General features: G+C 67.4%; 13 protein-coding genes. 4 read left to right on the forward strand and 9 right to left on the reverse strand.

From position 1 onward, the window contains the following. Positions 1-33 precede the first annotated feature (33 nt). Positions 34-894: an S-methyl-5'-thioadenosine phosphorylase gene (mtnP, locus tag C454_RS03980; RefSeq protein ID WP_004972879.1), complete on the forward strand. Its 861-nt coding sequence runs from the start codon at positions 34-36 to the stop codon at positions 892-894. A gap of 9 nt (positions 895-903) precedes the next feature. On the opposite strand, the gene C454_RS03985 is transcribed toward mtnP, so the two are convergent. The 5 genes from C454_RS03985 to C454_RS04005 all read right to left on the reverse strand — a co-directional run bounded on the left by C454_RS03985 (position 904) and on the right by C454_RS04005 (position 8088). Then, entirely contained in the window at positions 904-1380 is a 477-nt protein-coding gene (locus C454_RS03985) for a hypothetical protein (protein ID WP_049904951.1), read from the reverse strand. Between the two features lie 32 nt (positions 1381-1412). Beyond that, entirely contained in the window at positions 1413-2564 is a 1152-nt protein-coding gene (locus C454_RS03990) for a segregation and condensation protein A (RefSeq protein WP_049905013.1), read from the reverse strand. After that, entirely contained in the window at positions 2557-6267 is a 3711-nt protein-coding gene (gene smc / locus C454_RS03995) for a chromosome segregation protein SMC (RefSeq protein WP_004972885.1), read from the reverse strand. Before smc ends, C454_RS03990 begins: the two co-directional genes overlap by 8 nt. Positions 6268-6351: 84 nt before the next feature. Beyond that, on the reverse strand, positions 6352-6660 hold the full coding sequence (locus tag C454_RS04000) for a DUF7518 family protein (RefSeq protein WP_004972887.1): 309 nt from the start codon (positions 6658-6660) through the stop codon (positions 6352-6354). A gap of 105 nt (positions 6661-6765) precedes the next feature. Next, positions 6766-8088 carry an amidohydrolase gene (locus C454_RS04005; protein WP_004972888.1) on the reverse strand — a complete coding sequence of 441 codons (1323 nt, stop codon included), beginning with the start codon at positions 8086-8088 and terminating at the stop codon, positions 6766-6768. Between the two features lie 108 nt (positions 8089-8196). On the opposite strand from C454_RS04005, the gene gatB reads away from it, so the two are divergent. Beyond that, a complete protein-coding gene (gatB, locus tag C454_RS04010) occupies positions 8197-9687 on the forward strand; it encodes an Asp-tRNA(Asn)/Glu-tRNA(Gln) amidotransferase subunit GatB (RefSeq protein ID WP_004972890.1) in 1491 nt (496 codons plus the stop codon). Positions 9688-9753: 66 nt separating this feature from the next. Here gatB and C454_RS04015 read toward each other — a convergent pair whose 3' ends face one another. Next, positions 9754-10446: a hypothetical protein gene (locus C454_RS04015; protein ID WP_004972893.1), complete on the reverse strand. Its 693-nt coding sequence runs from the start codon at positions 10444-10446 to the stop codon at positions 9754-9756. A 75-nt stretch (positions 10447-10521) separates the two neighbouring features. Next, entirely contained in the window at positions 10522-11949 is a 1428-nt protein-coding gene (locus C454_RS04020) for an MATE family efflux transporter (RefSeq protein ID WP_004972894.1), read from the reverse strand. Between the two features lie 187 nt (positions 11950-12136). On the opposite strand from C454_RS04020, the gene C454_RS04025 reads away from it, so the two are divergent. After that, positions 12137-14659 carry a DNA topoisomerase I gene (locus C454_RS04025; RefSeq protein WP_004972896.1) on the forward strand — a complete coding sequence of 841 codons (2523 nt, stop codon included), beginning with the start codon at positions 12137-12139 and terminating at the stop codon, positions 14657-14659. A gap of 100 nt (positions 14660-14759) precedes the next feature. After that, positions 14760-15482 carry a phosphoglycerol geranylgeranyltransferase gene (locus tag C454_RS04030; RefSeq protein ID WP_004972898.1) on the forward strand — a complete coding sequence of 241 codons (723 nt, stop codon included), beginning with the start codon at positions 14760-14762 and terminating at the stop codon, positions 15480-15482. 24 nt (positions 15483-15506) lie between these two features. Here C454_RS04030 and C454_RS04035 read toward each other — a convergent pair whose 3' ends face one another. Further along, positions 15507-16265 carry a DUF4013 domain-containing protein gene (locus tag C454_RS04035; protein ID WP_004972899.1) on the reverse strand — a complete coding sequence of 253 codons (759 nt, stop codon included), beginning with the start codon at positions 16263-16265 and terminating at the stop codon, positions 15507-15509. Positions 16266-16346: 81 nt separating this feature from the next. Beyond that, entirely contained in the window at positions 16347-16931 is a 585-nt protein-coding gene (locus C454_RS04040) for a cupin domain-containing protein (RefSeq protein ID WP_004972906.1), read from the reverse strand. Between the last annotated feature and the right edge of the window lie 66 nt (positions 16932-16997).

Below are 16997 nucleotides of genomic sequence, written 5' to 3' on the forward strand. Positions count from 1 at the left end.
CACGATTTTGTGCGCTCTCTCCCACCTCCGAGTATGAAGATCGGATTCATCGGTGGCAGCGGTATCTACGAGGCGCTCCCGCTGGAGAACACCCGCGAGGAACCCGTCGAGACGCCGTTCGGCGAGCCCTCGACGACGCCCGTCGTCGGCGAGTTCGGCGACACCGGCCGCGAGGTCGTCTTCCTCCCGCGACACGGCCCCGACCACCAGCACTCGCCGACGACGCTCCCCTACCGCGCGAACATCTTCGCGCTCAAGAAACTGGGCGTCACCCACGTCCTCGCCAGCAACGCCGTCGGCAGTCTCAAAGAGGACCTGCCGCCGCAGACGCTCGTCGTCCCCGACCAGATTTACGACCGCACGAAACACCGCCCGCTTACGTTCTTCGACGAGGGCATCGTCGTCCACCAGCCCTTCGCGATGCCGTACGACGAGGAACTCGTCTCCATCCTCGCTGAGGCCGCCGAGGAGGCGACCGACGCGCGGGTCCAAGCGGGCGGCACCTACGTCTGCATCGAGGGTCCCTCGTACTCCACGAAGGCCGAAAGCGAGCACTACCGCGCGCAGGGCTGGGACGTCATCGGCATGACGACCATCCCCGAGGCCAAACTCGCCCGGGAGGCCGAGATGGCCTACGCGACCATCACCGGCGTCACCGACTACGACGTCTGGAAGGAAGACAGCGAAGTCACCCTCGACGAGGTGCTGAAGAACGCCGCCGCCAACGAGGAGGCAATCAAGGAGACCGTCGAGGCCGCCATCCGCAAGATACCCGACGGCCACGAGACCGACAGCCACGCCGCGCTCGAAGGGACCATCAACACGCCCGACGAGGCCATCCCCGCCGAGACGAAAGAAAAGCTCGCGCCGCTCATCGACAAGTACGTCGACTGAGCCGGCGCTTCAGTCGTTCAGTTCTGCGGATTCTTCCGAACCGTCCTCCGGCACCGGGACCTCGCGTTCACCGCGCGCCACCTCGTCGTCCGGCGAGAACTCGACCGCGTGACAGCGTTCGCAGTACTCGTTTTCCCCGCGGTCAGTCGTCGCGAGCGGGATGCCGGCCGCGACGAGTTGCGTGCTGAACTCCCGAGCGACGCCGCTGTCGTCCGACTCGCCGCAGACGACGCACTCGCGGACCGCCCGCGGCGACGTGACCACCTCGCGGACGCGGCCGAACGAGGTCGGACTGTACGAGACGTAGCCGGGGAAGTAGCAGTGCAACCAGAAGATGGGCAAGAAAAACAGGAGCGCCCACGTCCAGATGGCAGACTGGGGAAACAGAATCGCCGCCGCGAGCGCCGCGAACAGCGTCGACGTGACGAGCGAAACCGCGACCGTCAACCGCCGGAGCGTGCTGGAGAGCAGGGTCGGATGGGACACGTCCGAGAGTGACGGCGGGTCCGATAAAATAGCTAGTCGTCCGCGATGGCCTCGGCTTCGAGTTCGGGGTCGTCGGCGTCGTCATCGGTATCGTCGGAGCCGTCGACGGCCGTCTCGGCTTCCGACGCGTCAGTTCCGTCGGCGTCCGGGTCGACCTCCGACCCCGCGCCGGGGTCGGCGTCGAACACCTCGGGGTTCCGAATCCAGAGGTCGCCGAACAGGTCGTCCTGCTTGAGGTAGACCGTGCTCCGGTGGGACAGAAACAGGAGCGCGAGATAGGTCGTCATCACCGTGTCGGCCACGTCGCGGACCTCGGCGAACAGCACCTCGTCGCGGCCCTTCTGGTAGTGCGTCGCGAGCACGTCGCCGACGGCTTCGACGACCGCCTCGATATCCTCGTTGTGGGCGGTCCCGGTCACGTCGTCCTCCGTGGGTTCGCCCGCGCCGCGCATCTCGCCGGGCGTGTGGTAGTCGAGCGTCTGCGTCCCCCGGGAGAAGCCGCGCGGCGATTCCGAGGTGTCGTACTCGCGGCGGCGCTTCCACCACGACCCGCGTTCGACCTCCCGGAGTTCGCGGACGAGTTCGTCCAGCGTTTCGGGCGACCCGCGGGCCTGCTTGCGTTCGAGTCGGCGGTCCATCTCGTCTTCCAGCGCGTCGATGGGGTCGAAACCGGGCGGACCGCCGTCGTCGTCGCCGGGGTGACCTTCGTCGCCGCCGCCCTGTAAGGCGAGTTCCCACGGTTCGAGTTCCTCCTCGTCGGGTTCGTCCGGCGCGAGGAGTTCGTCGGACTTCATGCGCAGGAGGACGCTCGCGTAGAACAGCGCCCGCCCGGTCGTCCGGAGGTCCATCGCGTCGAGGCGGTTCAGGAAGGCGTCTGTGACCTCCACGATGTCGATATCCCACGGGTCGATGGTGCCCTCCTTCGCGAGTTGGACGAGGAGTTCGACCGGTTCGACCTCGTCGTCGTCGGTCTCCGAGACGTCTTCCGGGAGAACCTCGTCCATCGCGTCGGGTTCGGTGGGGCCGGCGGAGTCGGCGGCGTCCGGAGTGGTGTCGGCCGCGGAACCCGACTCGGCGTCGTCGCCGCCGAACGAGAAGACCGCGTCGTCATCGTCATCCTCGTCGCTCGCATCGCGCTCGCCACGCCCGCGAGAGAGGTTCAGTTCGGGGATGTCGTCAGTCATCCGCCGGAACCTCCGCTTCCACGTCCGCGTCGGCTCCGCCGCCGTCACCACCGTCGGCGTCGTCGCCGTCGTCGTCGCTTCCGCTGTCGTCGCCGTCGAATCCGTCCGCGTCGCCTCCGTCGCCTCCATCGCTTCCGGGGCCGTCGTCGCCGCCGAACTGGATACCCGTGACGGCGCTGACGTTGTCGCCCTGCATCGTCACGCCGATGGCGCGCTCGGCGCGTTCGAGCAGCGCGGAGCGGTGCGAGACGACGACGAACTGGGCGTCGCCCGCGAGGTCGTCGACCATCTGGCCGACGCGCTCGGCGTTCGCGGCGTCGAGGAAGGCGTCCACCTCGTCGAGCGCGTAGAACGGCGCGGGGTTGTGCCGCTGGATTGCGAAGATGAACGCGAGCGCCGTCAGCGACTTCTCGCCGCCGGACATGGCGTCGAGGCGCTGGATGGGCTTGTCGCCCGGCTGGGCCTTCATCGTCAGCCCCTCCTCGAATGGGTCTTCCGGGTTCTCCAACTGGAGGTGGCCCGTCCCGTTCGACAGGCGCTCGAAGATGTCGGTGAAGTTCTCGGCGATGGCGTCGAACGACTCCATGAACGTCGCCTTCTTCTGGGACTCGTACTGGTCGATGCGGTCGGCGATGGCGTCTCGCTCTTCGACCAGCACGTCGCGGCGCTCCTGGAGGGATTCGAGGTCGGCCTTCACGTCGTCGTACTCGTCGATGGCGAGCATGTTGACCGGTTCGAGTTCCTCCATCTCCTCGGTGAGCCGCTCGATTTCGGACTCGACCGTATCGTGGTCGGGAATCTCGTCGGGGTCGTAGTCGCCGACCTGCGACTCGAGTTCGTCGATTTCCCACTCGAGGCGCTCCGCGGCCGAGCGCATGCTTTCGAGCTTCGATTCGACCGCGTTCACCCGGTCTTTCTTCTCGTCGCGGGCGCTCCGAGCCTCCCGGAGGTCGCCCTGGAGCTCCGTGCGGTCCTCCTTGAGGTCGACCAGTTCCTCCTCGAGTTCGGCGACCGCCTCGCGCTTTGCTTCGAGGTCGCCCTCGCGCTCCTCGATTTTCGACTCCGCCTCGGAGATGGACTTCCGGGCCTCAGCTTTGCGGTTCTGGGCGGCCTCGACCGTGTCGTGGAGGTCGTCGACCGCGTCTTCCGCGTACTGCTTTTCGAGCTGAATCTCGTTGAGCCGGCCGTCGAGCGTGGACATCCGGTCTTCGAGGTCGTCGATGTCCGCGCGAATGTCGTCGGCGCGGGCGGTGAGTTCCGGAATCTCGGAGTCCGCGAGTTCGGTCTCGATGTCCTCGATTGCGGCCTCGACCGTCTCGATTTCGTCGTCGAGGTCGGCGATTTCGTCGTCGAGGTCGGACATCTGTTCGTCCACCGACTCGCGTTCGGACTGGAGTTCGTCGAGGCGGTCGTCGAGGCGGTCGATTTCGGCTTCGGCGTCCTCGATGTCCTCCTCGGCGTCCTCGATTTCGCGCTCGATGGTCCGGACGCGGTCGGCGGCGTCGGAGGCCCGGCCGCGGGCGTCGTCGAGGTCGTCGTCGATGTCCCGAATCTCGCCGTTGAGCGAGCGACGGCGGTCTTCGAGCTTCGTGATTTCCTTCGCGAGGCGTTCGAGTTTGCCCTCGCCGGACTTCGAAAAGGAGTAGCGAGAGCCGCCGCCGGAGCCGCCGGTCATCGCGCCGGAGCGCTCGACGAGGTCGCCGTCGAGGGTGACCATGCGGTAGTCGCCCATCAGGTCCCGAGCGGTCTCCATGTCCTCGACGACGAGCGTCGAGCCGAGGACGTACGAGAAGACGGACTCGTACTGACTGTCGTAGTCGACGAGGTTGCGCGCGAAGTCGACGACGCCGGGGTTGTTGGGCTTGCGCGGCAGGCTCCGGTTGTCCATCTTCGTGATGGGCAGGAACGTCGCGCGGCCCGCGTTGCGGGACTTCAGGTGGTCGATACAGGACGACCCCACGCCGTCGTCGTCGACGACGACGTTGGCGAGGCGGCCGCCGGCGGCCGTCTCACACGCCTTGGCGTACTCGCCGTCGACGGAGCCGAGTTGGCCGACCGCGCCGTGAACGCCGGAGATGCCGGCGTTGAGGATGGTCGTGACGGCTCGGGGCCAGGAGTTGTCGCCGTCCTTCCCGGCGCGGGCTTCGAGGCGGGCGTACTCGGACTGCTTGGTCTGGAGTTCGTCCGTGACCTCCGAGAGTTCGTCGTTCAGTTCGGCCTTCTCGGCCTGCAGGTCCTCGATGACGCCGTCTATCTTCGCCTTGTTCTTCTCGGCGGTGTCGAGTTCGCTGTGCAGGTCGGAGACCGTCGCCTTCAGTTCGGGGATGCGCTCGCGGGCGCGTTCGAGTTCGTCCCGCGTCTCCGAGATCTGGTTCGAGCGGCGGCGCGCGTCGTCGAGCAGGCGGTCCTTGGCGCGCTGGCGGTCGTTCTTCTCGTCTTTGAGCTCGTCGAGCGTCTCCTTTCTCGCCGCGAGTTCGGACTTCAGTTCGTCGAACTCGGTGTCGACCGAGTCGATTTCGGCCTGCACCTCGGAGAGTTCGACCCGCTTGGACTGGATGTCGCTTTTGACCGACGCCTTCTCGACTTTGACCTCGCGGATGTCGTCTTCGAGGTCGTCGATCTGTTCTTGCTTGCGGTCGATGTCGACGAACGCCTTCCGGCGCTCGGCCTCGGCGTCGTCGCGCTTTTCCTCGGCGGCCTCGATGGCGTTTTCGAGCCGGGAGATGTCGCCTTTTATCTCCTCCATCTCCGACTTGATTCGGAGCTGTTCGTCCTCGCCCTTGCGCTCGATTTCGCGGGTGAGGTCTTCGAGGTCCTCTTCGAGACGGGTGACCTTGCCCTGTCGCTCGTCGAGTTCGGCCTGTAGGTCTTCGAGGTCGGCCTCCGTGGACTCGATGCGCGATTCGGTCCGCGAGAGGTCGTCGCGCTTGTCTTCGAGCTCCGCGGCCTTCAGGTAGCCCTCGTACTCTTCTTTCTCCTCGCGGAGTCCCTTGTAGGTGAGCGCGGTCTCGCGCTCGTCGGCGAGTTGGTCGAGGCGCGTCTCCTTTTCCTCGATGCGGAGGTCCGCCTCGTCGACGCGCTCTTCGACCGCCTCCAACTCCTCGAAGGCGGCGTCTTTCTTCTCGTCGAACTCGGCGACGCCCGCGATTTCGTCGATGATGCCCCGCCGCTGGTAGGGCGTCATGTTGATTATCTCGGTCACGTCGCCCTGCATGACGACGTTGTAGCCCTCGGGGGTGATGCCCGCCTGGGCGAGCAGGTCCTTGATGTCCGAGAGGTTGACGGAGCGCTCGTTGAGGTAGTAGTACGAGTAGTAGTTGTCCGGCGTCTCCTTGACGCGGCGCTTGATGGTTATCTCCTCGACGTCGCCGACCTTGTCGGTGCCGGCGGCGTTGACGACCTGCGACCGGTCGAGCGTCCCCTCGGAGTTGTCGAGGACGACCGTGACGCTGGCCTCCTTGGGCTGTTTCGCGGCCTCGTCGCTCCCGTCGGCGTGACCGGGATTGTAGATGAGGTCCGTCAGCTTCTCGGCGCGAATCCCGCGGGTGCGGGCGAGACCGAGCGCGAAGAGGACGCCGTCGATGATGTTCGATTTGCCGGAACCGTTCGGGCCCGTAACGACCGTGAAATCCTCGTAGAACGGGATGCGAGTCGGCCGCCCGAAGCTCTTGAAACCGTCAAGGACGAGCTCTTTGATGTGCATGGGTTGGTGTTCACGCGGGCGACGCCCGCAGGTGGAGCGCGCCGCATGAACACGGGGCGCGCTCGCGTCGGACGGCGCGCCCGATTACGCGACGATGATGTCGTCGTCGGGGGTCTCGCCGTCGCCTTCGTCAGTCTCGTCGGTCTCGTCCGGTTTAGTCTCATCGCCGTCGGCCGGCGCCGCCTCGTCGGCCTCGGCGGGCTCCGCGGCGGACTCGGCTTCGGTCTCCCAGTCGCCGCGGCGGGTCGCGGCCCGCGAGGGGACGTCCACGTCGTTGGCGTCTTCGAGCTGGCGAAGCCGTTCTTTGGTCTCGACGAGTTCCTCGGTGAGCCCGTTCACGGCGGCCTGCAGTTCTGCGACTTTGGATTCGAGTTCCTCCACCCGGTTACTCATGGGTAACATAGCCCCTCGCGTGAGACATAAATGTGCGTCAGACAATCACCGAAAATGTGATACGTGTGCGGGCGACCCCGCCTTCGCACGCTCGCCGCCGCCGCCTCAGTCCCGGTACGACTCGGTCGTCGTCTGCCGGAGCGAGCGGACCGCCTCGAGGTACGCTTCCCGACTGCGCTTTTCTGCTTTCGCCGCGCGGACCTCGGCCATCGCCTCGGGGCTCGTGAGCAGGTCGACCAGCGTGCAGGCGGTGAGTTTCGCCGGGATGACGTACGCCATCTCCTCGTCGACGACCCGGAAGTCCCGGGCGTGAATCGCGCCCTCGAAGCCGCCGGTCCACGGGTGGATTCCGGGGACGAGTTGCGTGATGTCGCCCATGTCCGTCGAGCCCGAGAGGTGGGCGTGGCCCTCGTCGACGGCGTCGGGGCCGACGACGTCGCGGGCGTTCTCGTCGTAGAACGCGACCATCGTCTCGTCGGTCCGAAGCGGCATGTAACCGGGGTAGTCCTCGATTTCCACGTCGCCGCCGACGCCCATCGCGCCGGAGGCGAGCGCCCGGTTGACCGACTCGTTCGCCTCGGAGACGGCCTCGACGGAGGCCGCGCGGACGTACGACTCCATCGTCACCTCTGCGGGGACGACGTTGACGCCGTCGCCGCCGCGGGTGATGATGGGGTGGACGCGGACGTGGTCCTCGTCGCGGAAGCGCTCGCGCTGGGCGTGGACCGCGTTCATCCCGAGCATCGCGGCGTTGAGCGCGTTGACGCCCTCTTCGGGGGCCGCGCCGGCGTGCGCCTCGGCCCCGCGGTAGGTGACGAACTTGCCGACGAACCCGTTCGTCGAGAAGTCGCTCGTAATCGTCCGCTCGGGCGTGTCGCTGCCGGCGTGCATCATCGCGGCGGCGTCCCAGTCGTCGACGTAGCCGCGGCGGATGAGCTCCTGTTTGCCGCCGAAGAACTCGATGTCGCCCGCTTCGAGCAGGTCGCGGCGGTAGTCGAGGTCGAGATACTCCTCGGCCGGGACGGCGACGAACTCGACCGCACCGTCGAGGTCGTCGACGACGCCGCTTTCGACGAGGCCGAAGGCGGTCCCGACGAGGTGCGCGAGCTGGGCGTTGTGGCCGCAGGCGTGGACCGCGCCGGTCTCGGGGTCCGCCATCGGGTGGTCCGGGTTGACGAGCGCGTCGAGTTCACCGAGGACGGCCGCGACGAAGTCGCCCTCGCCGGCTCTGGCGCGCGCGCCGGTAATCGCCAGTTCCGTCTCCACGTCGAGGTCGAGGTCCTCGAAGAGAGAGACGACCTTCTCGGTCGTCTTGACTTCCTTGTAGCCGAGTTCCGGTTCGGCTTGCACGTCCTTCGCGAAGGCGATGATTTCGTCGGCGCGGTCGTCGATAGCGTCGCAGACGCGGGTTTTGAGGTCTGCAGTCATCTGAGTCGCGTGTCGAGACGGGGCGGGAGGTGATAAGTGACGCCGCCAAGGGGCGTAGCCGCGGCCGGTCCCGTTAGTCTTTAGCCCACCGCCGTCGAAGCGCGCCCAATGACTGCGCAAGCGCTCGAACAGCGCGAACTCGCGGTCGTCATCGGGTTGGAGGTCCACGTTCAACTCGAGACGGCCACGAAGATTTTCTGTAGCTGTTCGACCGAGCCTGCCGAGGACGAGGAGCCGAACACCCGCGTGTGCCCCGTCTGTCTCGGGCTGCCGGGCGCGCTCCCGGTGCTCAACGAGGCGGCGGTGGAGTCGGCGGTCAAAATCGGCAAGGCGCTGAACGCCGATATCGCCGAGGACACCCGCTTCCACCGGAAGAACTACTACTACCCCGACCTGCCCAAGAACTTCCAAATTACCCAGTACGACGCGCCCATCTGCGCCGACGGGACGCTGGAGGTGTCCGTCGAGGGCACCCGCCGGGACATCGGCATCACGCGCGCCCACCTCGAAGAGGACCCCGGCAGCCTCCAGCACAAAGGCGGCAGCATCGACACGGCGGACTACACGCTCGTCAACTACAACCGCGCCGGCACGCCGCTGGTCGAAATCGTCACCGAGCCCGACTTCCGGAGCCCCCAGGAGACCCGCGCGTTCCTCGCGAAGCTCGAAGAGGTGCTCGAATACCTCGGCGTGTTCGACGCCACCCGCGACGGCTCGCTCCGCATCGACGCCAACATCTCGCTCGTCCCCGCCGACGAGGTCGACGACGACGGCTCGATTTCCGACGAGGCGCTCGAAGCGGCCAACCGAACCGAGGTCAAGAACATCTCCAGCCACAAGGGCGCAGAGAAGGCGCTGGCCTACGAGGTCACCCGTCAGAAGAACGCCATCAAGCGCGGCCGCGCCGTCGAACAGGAGACGCGCCACTGGGACGAGTCCCGCGGCATCACCGTCTCGATGCGCTCGAAGGAAGAAGAAAAGGACTACCGCTACTTCCGCGAGGCCGACCTCCCGCCGCTGCAGGTCGCCCACTGGAAGGAGGAGATTCCGATTCCGGAACTCCCCGACGCCCGCCGCGAGCGCTTCCACACCGAGTACGGCATCGACGAGGAGTCCGCCTCGAAGCTCACCTCGACCAAGGAGGTCGCCGACTTCTTCGAGGACGTGGCCGCCGAGTTCGACGCCGACCTCGCCGCGACGTGGGTCGCCGACAACCTGCTCGGCGAACTCAACTACCGCGACATGCACATCACGGACGTGTCGGACCGCCTCGACGAGTTCACGCGGCTGGTCGAACTCGTCGACGCCGACGAGGTGACGACGAAGAACGCCGAGGAAATCGTCCTCCGCGAGATGCTCGACGAGGGCAAGGACCCCGACACCATCGTCGACGAAGAAGGGCTCGGCAAGGCCGACGACGACGAAATCGGCGGCTTCGTGCAGGAAGCCATCGACGAGAACCCCGACGCCGTCGAGGACTACCACGACGGCGAGGGCGGCGCGCTGAACTTCCTCGTCGGGCAGGTCATGCAGAAGTCCAAGGGGAGCGCCGACCCCGGCACGGTGAACCAGTTGCTCCGCGAGCGACTGGACGAATAACCGACCGTCTTCGGTTTCTCTTCTCCGCGACGAGCGGCCGTTTCCTGTCAGGCCCGGCGAGCGTGACTACGACCAGTCGTCGTCATCGTCGCGCCCGAACAGCATCGCCGACCCGAGGACGACCGCGAACCACGTCAGGGCCTCCTCGGCCGCCGGCGACGCCGGAAGCGGGCGGTCCACGCCGGTCCGGTAGACGAGGAAGTAGTCGCCGTCGAGTTCGAACACTCTCGCGCCCGCGTTCGCCGACCAGAGTTCGTGGTCCGCCGTCGCCGACCCGTCTTCGATAGCCGCCCACGCGGTCGGGTATCGGTCCGGGGGGCGGGCCACGTCGTCCAGCGCCGCCGCGGCCGAGACGCGCGCCGTCGAGAGGACGTACCGGCCGTCCTCCCACGTCGATTCGCGCTCGAAGACCCGGCCGTCGTAGTAGACGAGATACAGTTCGTCGGCGTCGAGGTGCCCGGAGCCGGATTTCACGTCGGGGTGGTCCACCGCGAGCGACCCGTTCAGGGTCGCGGCCTCCAGCGCGCAGTAGCGAGTCACCGACGACCCGACCGAGCAGGCGAAGCCGTCGATGCCGTGCCACAGGTCGGAGCGCGCATCACGGTCGGGCACGACGAGTCGGTCGTCCTCGACCCCGATTTCGGCTGACTCGTAGGTGTACGTCGGTCCGGTGAGCCCGAGCGTCGGGCCCCAAAGCGGCGTGAGAATCAGGAGGACCGCGAGGCCGAGACGGAGGTGTTCGGTGGAGGGCTGTCGCATGGCGCTCCCTTCCGACCCGTCGAGGAAAGTCGTTCTGCTGTCAGGTCAGCCGGTGGAGGGCGATGGTGGCCGAGACTAGTCGTCACCCGCCGCCGGCGTCGCCCCGCGGTCGAGGACGCCCTCGCGCCACGTGCCGAGCCGGAACCACGCGACGGCGACGGCGAAGGAGGTGACGGCACCGACGACGTACGCCCACCAGAGGCCTTCGACGCCCCGCGCGAGCCCCGAGACGGTGCCGACGACCGGGAGGGAGACGGTCCACGTGAACGCGACCGCGAGGGCGACCGGAACGCGGAAAATCCACCGCGAGAGGAACGACAGCGCCATCGCGGCCTTGGTGACGCCCGCGCCGCGGAACGCTCCCTGAATCACCATCACGCCGCCGAAGAACGCCCACGACGGGGCGACGATGCGGAGGAACGTCACGCCCGCGTCGATGACCGGCTGTTCGTCAATAAAGAGACGCATCGCCTCGGCCGGGAAGGCCACCACGAGCCCCGCGGCGGCGAAGAGCAGCCCCATCGTCCCCGCCATCGCGGTCCACGCGACCGAGGCGGCCCGGTCGGGCGTCCGCGCGCCGAGGTTCTGGCCGACGCCTGTCGCCGTCGCCTGCCCGACCGCGCCGGAGACGGTCCACGAGACGGACATGAGGCGGACGCCGATGCCGTAGGCCGCGGTCGGCGTCGGTCCGAACCGAGCGACGAACGCCGCCATCACGACCGCGGAGAAGCTCCGCGCCCAGCCGTCGAGCGTCGCGGGATAGCCGATATCGACCAGCTTTCTGAGGCGCTCGGGGTCGGGTCGGAGGTCGGTGGGGCGGAGTCTGACTCCCCAGTCGCCGCGCAGGAGGATGTAGACGCCGGCGGCCGTCGCGAACAGTCGGGCGACGAGCGTCGCAATCGCCGCGCCGCGGGTCCCCATCCCCGCGATTGGGCCCCAGCCGATGATGAGAATCGGGTCGAGGACGACGTTGAGGCCGGCGGAGGCGACCATGAGCCACATCGCGGTCTTCGTGTCGCCCGCGCCCTGTAGCGCCGCCCGGAACGCGAAAAACAGGAACGTGAGCGGGAGCGAGAGGAAGATGACCTCGATGTAGGCGAGCGCCTCGGTGAAGACGGCTCCCTCCGCGCCGATGAGTTCTAAAAGCGGATGTCTGAACGCGAAGCCGGCGACGGCGAGAACGACCGACACGGCGAGGGTGAGAAGCACCGTCTGGCCGACGACGCGGTCGGCCTCGCGGTCCTCGCCCGCGCCGACGTGCTGCGAGACGAGGGCGATGGTCGCCGCGGTGATTCCCATCGCGGTCGAGACGAACATCCAACTCGTCGGGAACATGAGCGAGACGGCGGCGACGGCGTCCGCACCGACGCGGCCGACCCAGAACACGTCCGCGAGGTTGTACAGCGTCTGGAGGAGGTTTCCCGCGACGAGCGGCCACGAGAGCGAGAGCAGTTTGGGCGCTATCGCCCCCTCGGTCATGTCGACTCGCGAGTCACCCGACACGGTCTCAGGTTCGGCGGGCGGAGGTTATCGCTTCTGGTGTCACGCGGCGTCGCGGCCGCATCGGCGAACACACACCTTCGCGCGCGAAGCGCGCTCACCCGCACGCCCGTATCCGCGCGCGTTGAGGCGTCTACACCCCGAATTCGGCACGAAAGGTTTAGGACAACCCCCGACATATCGCCGCTCAATGAGTAGGGGTCCGGAACTCATCATCACCGAGAAGGACAACGCCGCGAGGCGCATCGCCGACATCCTGAGCGGCGAGACCGCCTCCGCGGAGCGAATGAACGGCGTGAACGTCTACAAGTGGGGCGGCAAGCGCTGCATCGGGCTGTCGGGCCACGTCGTCGGCGTGGACTTCCCGCCGGAGTACAACGATTGGCGCGACGTGGAGCCGGTCGAACTCATCGGCGCGCCCGTCGAGAAACACCCCACGCAGGAGAACATCGTCGCCGCGCTCCGCCGGCTCGCCCGCCGCGCGGGGACGGTCACCATCGCGACCGACTACGACCGCGAGGGTGAACTCATCGGGAAAGAGGCGTACGAGCTCGTCCGCGACGTGAACGAGGACGTGCCCGTCGACCGCGTGCGGTTTTCCTCCATCACGAAGCGCGAGGTGACGGAGGCGTTCGAGAACCCCGACGACCTCGACTTCAACCTCGCCGCGGCGGGCGAGGCCCGACAGATTATCGACCTCGTCTGGGGGGCCGCGCTCACGCGCTTCCTCTCGCTTTCGGCCCGCCAGCTCGGCAACGACTTCATCTCGGTCGGTCGCGTGCAGGGACCGACGCTGAAGCTCATCGTCGACCGCGAGCGCGAAATCGAGGCGTTCGACCCCGAGGACTACTGGGAGCTGTTCTCCAAGCTGACGAAGGACGCCGACGGCGACGCCGAGTCCTTCGAGGCGCAGTACTTCTACCTCGACGACGACGGCACCGAAGCCGAGCGCATCTGGGACGAGGAGTCCGCGGAGTCGGCCTACCAGACGCTTCTCGGCGTCGAGTCCGCGGAAGTCGCGTCGGTCAACCGCCGCACGCGGACCGACACGCCGCCCGCGCCGTTCAACACCACGCAGTTCATCCGCGCCGCCGGCTCCATCGGCTACTCCGCCCAGCGGGCGATGAGCATCGCCGAGGACCTCTACACGGCCGGTTACATCACCTACCCGCGGACCGACAACACGGTGTACCCCGACGACCTCGACCCGCGCGAACTGCTCGGCGCGTTCGAGGGCGACCGCCGGTTCAAGGAGGACGCCGAATCCCTCCTCGAACAGGAGGAAATCGAGCCCACCGAGGGCGACAACGAGACGACAGACCACCCGCCGATTCACCCGACCGGCGAACTCCCCTCGGCGTCCGACCTCACCGAAGACGAGTGGGACGTCTACGAACTCGTCGTCCGACGCTTCTTCGCCACCGTCGCCGAGGACGCCGTCTGGGAGCACCTCCGCGTCGTCGCCGAGGTCGAGGGGCTCTCGCTGAAGGCCAACGGCAAGCGCCTGCTCGAAGCGGGCTACCACGACGTCTACCCGTACTTCAACTCTACCGAGTCGTTCGTGCCGGACGTCGAGGAAGGCGAGTCGCTCGTGCTGTCCGACACGCACCTCGACGCCAAGCAGACCCAGCCCCCCCGGCGCTACGGCCAGTCGCGGCTCATCGAGACGATGGAACAGATGGGCATCGGGACGAAGGCGACCCGCCACGACGTGATTCAGAAGCTCTACGACCGCGGCTACATCGAGAGCGACCCGCCGCGACCGACCCGGCTCGCGCGGGCGGTCGTGGAGGCCTCCGAGGACTTCGCGAAACTCATCGTCAGCGAGGAGATGACCTCGCAGCTCGAATCCGACATGCTGGCCATCGCCCGCGGCGAGGCCACCCTCGAAGACGTGACCGAAGAGTCCAAAGAGATGCTCCAGGACGTGTTCGAGGGGCTGATGGAGTCCCGCGAGGAGCTCGGAAAACAGCTCCAAGACTCGCTGAAAGCCGACAAGACGGTCGGCACCTGTCCCGAGTGCGGCGGCGACCTCGTCGTCAGAAAGAGCCGCCGCGGCTCGTACTTCATCGGCTGTGACTCCTATCCCGACTGCACCTACACGCTCCCGCTTCCCTCCACGGGCAAGCCGCTCATCATGGAGGAGTCCTGCGAGGAACACGACCTCCACCACATCAAGATGCTCGCCGGGCGCAAGACGTTCGTCCACGGCTGCCCGCTCTGTAAGGCCGAGGAGGCCGACGAGGAAGACGACCTCGTCATCGGGACGTGTCCCGAATGTGGAGACGAACACGACGGCGACCTCGCCATCAAGCGCCTCCGGTCTGGCTCCCGGCTCGTCGGCTGTACCCGCTATCCCGACTGCGACTACTCGCTGCCGCTGCCCCGTCGCGGCGACATCGAGGTGACGGACGAGTCCTGCGAGGAACACGACCTGCCAGAGCTCCGGATTACGTACGAAGGCGACCGCGAACCGTGGGAGCTCGGCTGTCCCATCTGCAACTACCGAGAGTATCAGGCCCAGCAGAACGGCGAGGGCGGCTCCGACCTAGAGAGCATCAGCGGTATCGGCGCGAAGACCGCCGAGAAACTGAAAGACGCCGGCATCGAGGACGTGAAGACGCTGAAGGCGTCCGAACCCGACGACATCGCGGCGAAAGTCGAGGGCGTGGGCGCGGATACGGTTCGGAAGTGGCAGACCGCGGCGGACTGAACGACAAACCGTAACGTCACAGACACGAACCGGCCGATACCACCCGAACCCCTCATTTCATCCGCACGCTTTTTACGCCCCCTCAAGCAAAGAGCGACCAATGAGCTATCCGTGGGAAGACTGGGATCATATCACCAAAATCGACCCTGACAAGGACCTCGTCGACGGCGAGACGTTCGAAGACGTGTGTGAGACGGGCACCGACGCCCTCGAAATCGGCGGCACGCTCGACATCACAGAGGAGAAGATGGAGCGCGTCATCGAGGCGACCTCGAAGTACGACGTGCCAATCTACCAGGAGCCGTCGAACCCCGGCGTCGTCATCGACGACGACGCGCTTGACGGCTACCTCATCCCGACGGTGTTCAACGCGAGCGACTCGTTTTGGATCACCGGCGCGCACAAGGAGTGGGTCCGCATCGAAGACGGCCTCGACTGGGACCGCACCCACACCGAGGCGTACATCGTGTTGAACCCCGAGTCGTCGGTCGCCGAGTACACCGACGCCGACACCGACCAGTCCGCCGAGGACGTGGCCTCCTTCGCCCGCGTCGCCGAGAAGATGTTCGGCCAGAGAATCATCTACGTCGAGTACTCCGGCACCTACGGCGACCCCGAGAAGGTCGGCGCGGCGCACGACGCGCTCGACGACGCGACGCTGTTCTACGGCGGCGGCATCCACGACTACGACACCGCCTACGAGATGGGTCAGCACGCGGACGCGGTCGTCGTCGGCAACCTCCTGCACGACGAGGGCGTCGACGCGGTCCGCGAGACGGTCGAGGGCGCGAAGGACGCGACGGCCGAACTCGTCGCGGAGTAATCCCCACGGGCGCGGTTTCGTCTTCTACGCCGACTCCATCGACTCGGCCGACCCCGAGTTCACGCCGCCAGCGTGTGACTGCCGAGACGCATCGACGCCGAGCGCCGACGCGTTCGGCGCGCCGCGACCGAGGAGCGTCGCCGACGCGACGAGAAAGCAGAACGACGCGGTCGCGGCGAGCGCGGTGCCGACGGCCGGCACCGCGGCGCAGAGGGAGACGAGCAGGCCGGCCACGAAGCCGACGAGCGCGACCCCAGAGGCGACGCCGATAAACGAGCGGTCGAACGCGATGTCGCGCGCGACCGGAATCGCCGCGGCGAGCGACCCCTCGCGGGCGAGGGCGACCGTGGCGGCCACCGAGAGATACGAGCCCATCAGTGCCGCGAGGCCGGCCGCGACGAGACCGACGGTTTCGAGCGCGGAGAGGCCGAGGAGCCCGAGCATCGCCGGATTGGTCGCATACGTGAGCGTCGCAAGCGAGAGTCCGGAACCCGGAAGCGCGGCGGTCGCGAGGCCGACTGCGGGGAGTTGGAGCGCGACGAGCGCGGCCGAGAGACGAGCGCCGTCGGCGACCATGTCGGTGTAGTCGTCGAACGACGGGAGCGCGGTCGCGTCGCGGTCGCCGGCGCGAACGAGGCGGACCACGTAGCCCGCAAGGAGAACGCCCGCGAGCGGCGTGGCGAACGACGCGAGCGTCGCGAGGACGCCGACGAGCGTCGTATCGAACGAGGTGTCTTCGGCGAGCGGGAGGGCGAACGCGGCTTCGAGGTCTGAAACGTCCATGTCCGAGGCGAGGTGGCCGCGGGTTCGGATATAAACCTCAGCATCGGAGCCGCCGCGGTGGAAGGGAGAAGCGATTCCGATTCACTCCTCGTCGGTCGGCTCACCGTCCCAGTAGCCGACTTCGGCGTCTCGCGGGTAGTAGCCGTGGAGCGTCCGGGCGTTCTTGTCGCCGCCCGGCGGCGCGCCGCAGAACACCCCGACTTTGTCGGAGTCCGGGTAGCCCGTCACGTCGGGGTGGTTCATGGTCGAGAGCGCGAGGTACCGGAGCGGTTCGTCGCCGTCGTTCTCGATTTGTCTCGCGTAGTCGGCACCGGCGGGGAGCGCGACGTAGGTATCCGGTTCGAGGTCGAGGTCGGCCGCGCCCTCTCGTGTCCGGAGCGTGCCCGTTCCGGAGAGCACGTACAGCGCCTCTTCGTTACCTTCGTGGTAGTGGGTCGGCCACGGGCGCTTCCCCGGCGGGACCTCGTAGAGCGAGCAGCCGAGGTCGCGGCCGCCGGCGCGTTCGGCGAGTCGCTTCCGGCGGAACGCGAAGCGGTCGCCTCGCTCGCTTTCGGACCAGTCGAGGTCGGCGACGCGGGCGGCGTTGGGTGCTGGGCCGGACTCCGAGGAAGCGTCCGCGTCGGTTCGCGGTTCGTCCGCCGGCGCGTCCGGTGAGTCGGGAGCCATACCGGGAGGACACGCGCAGCGAACTAAGTACCACGGTACCACAGACCCCGTCAACGAGTACCCCAC

The sequence above is a fragment of the Haloferax gibbonsii ATCC 33959 genome (assembly GCF_000336775.1).
GTDB lineage: Archaea > Halobacteriota > Halobacteria > Halobacteriales > Haloferacaceae > Haloferax > Haloferax gibbonsii.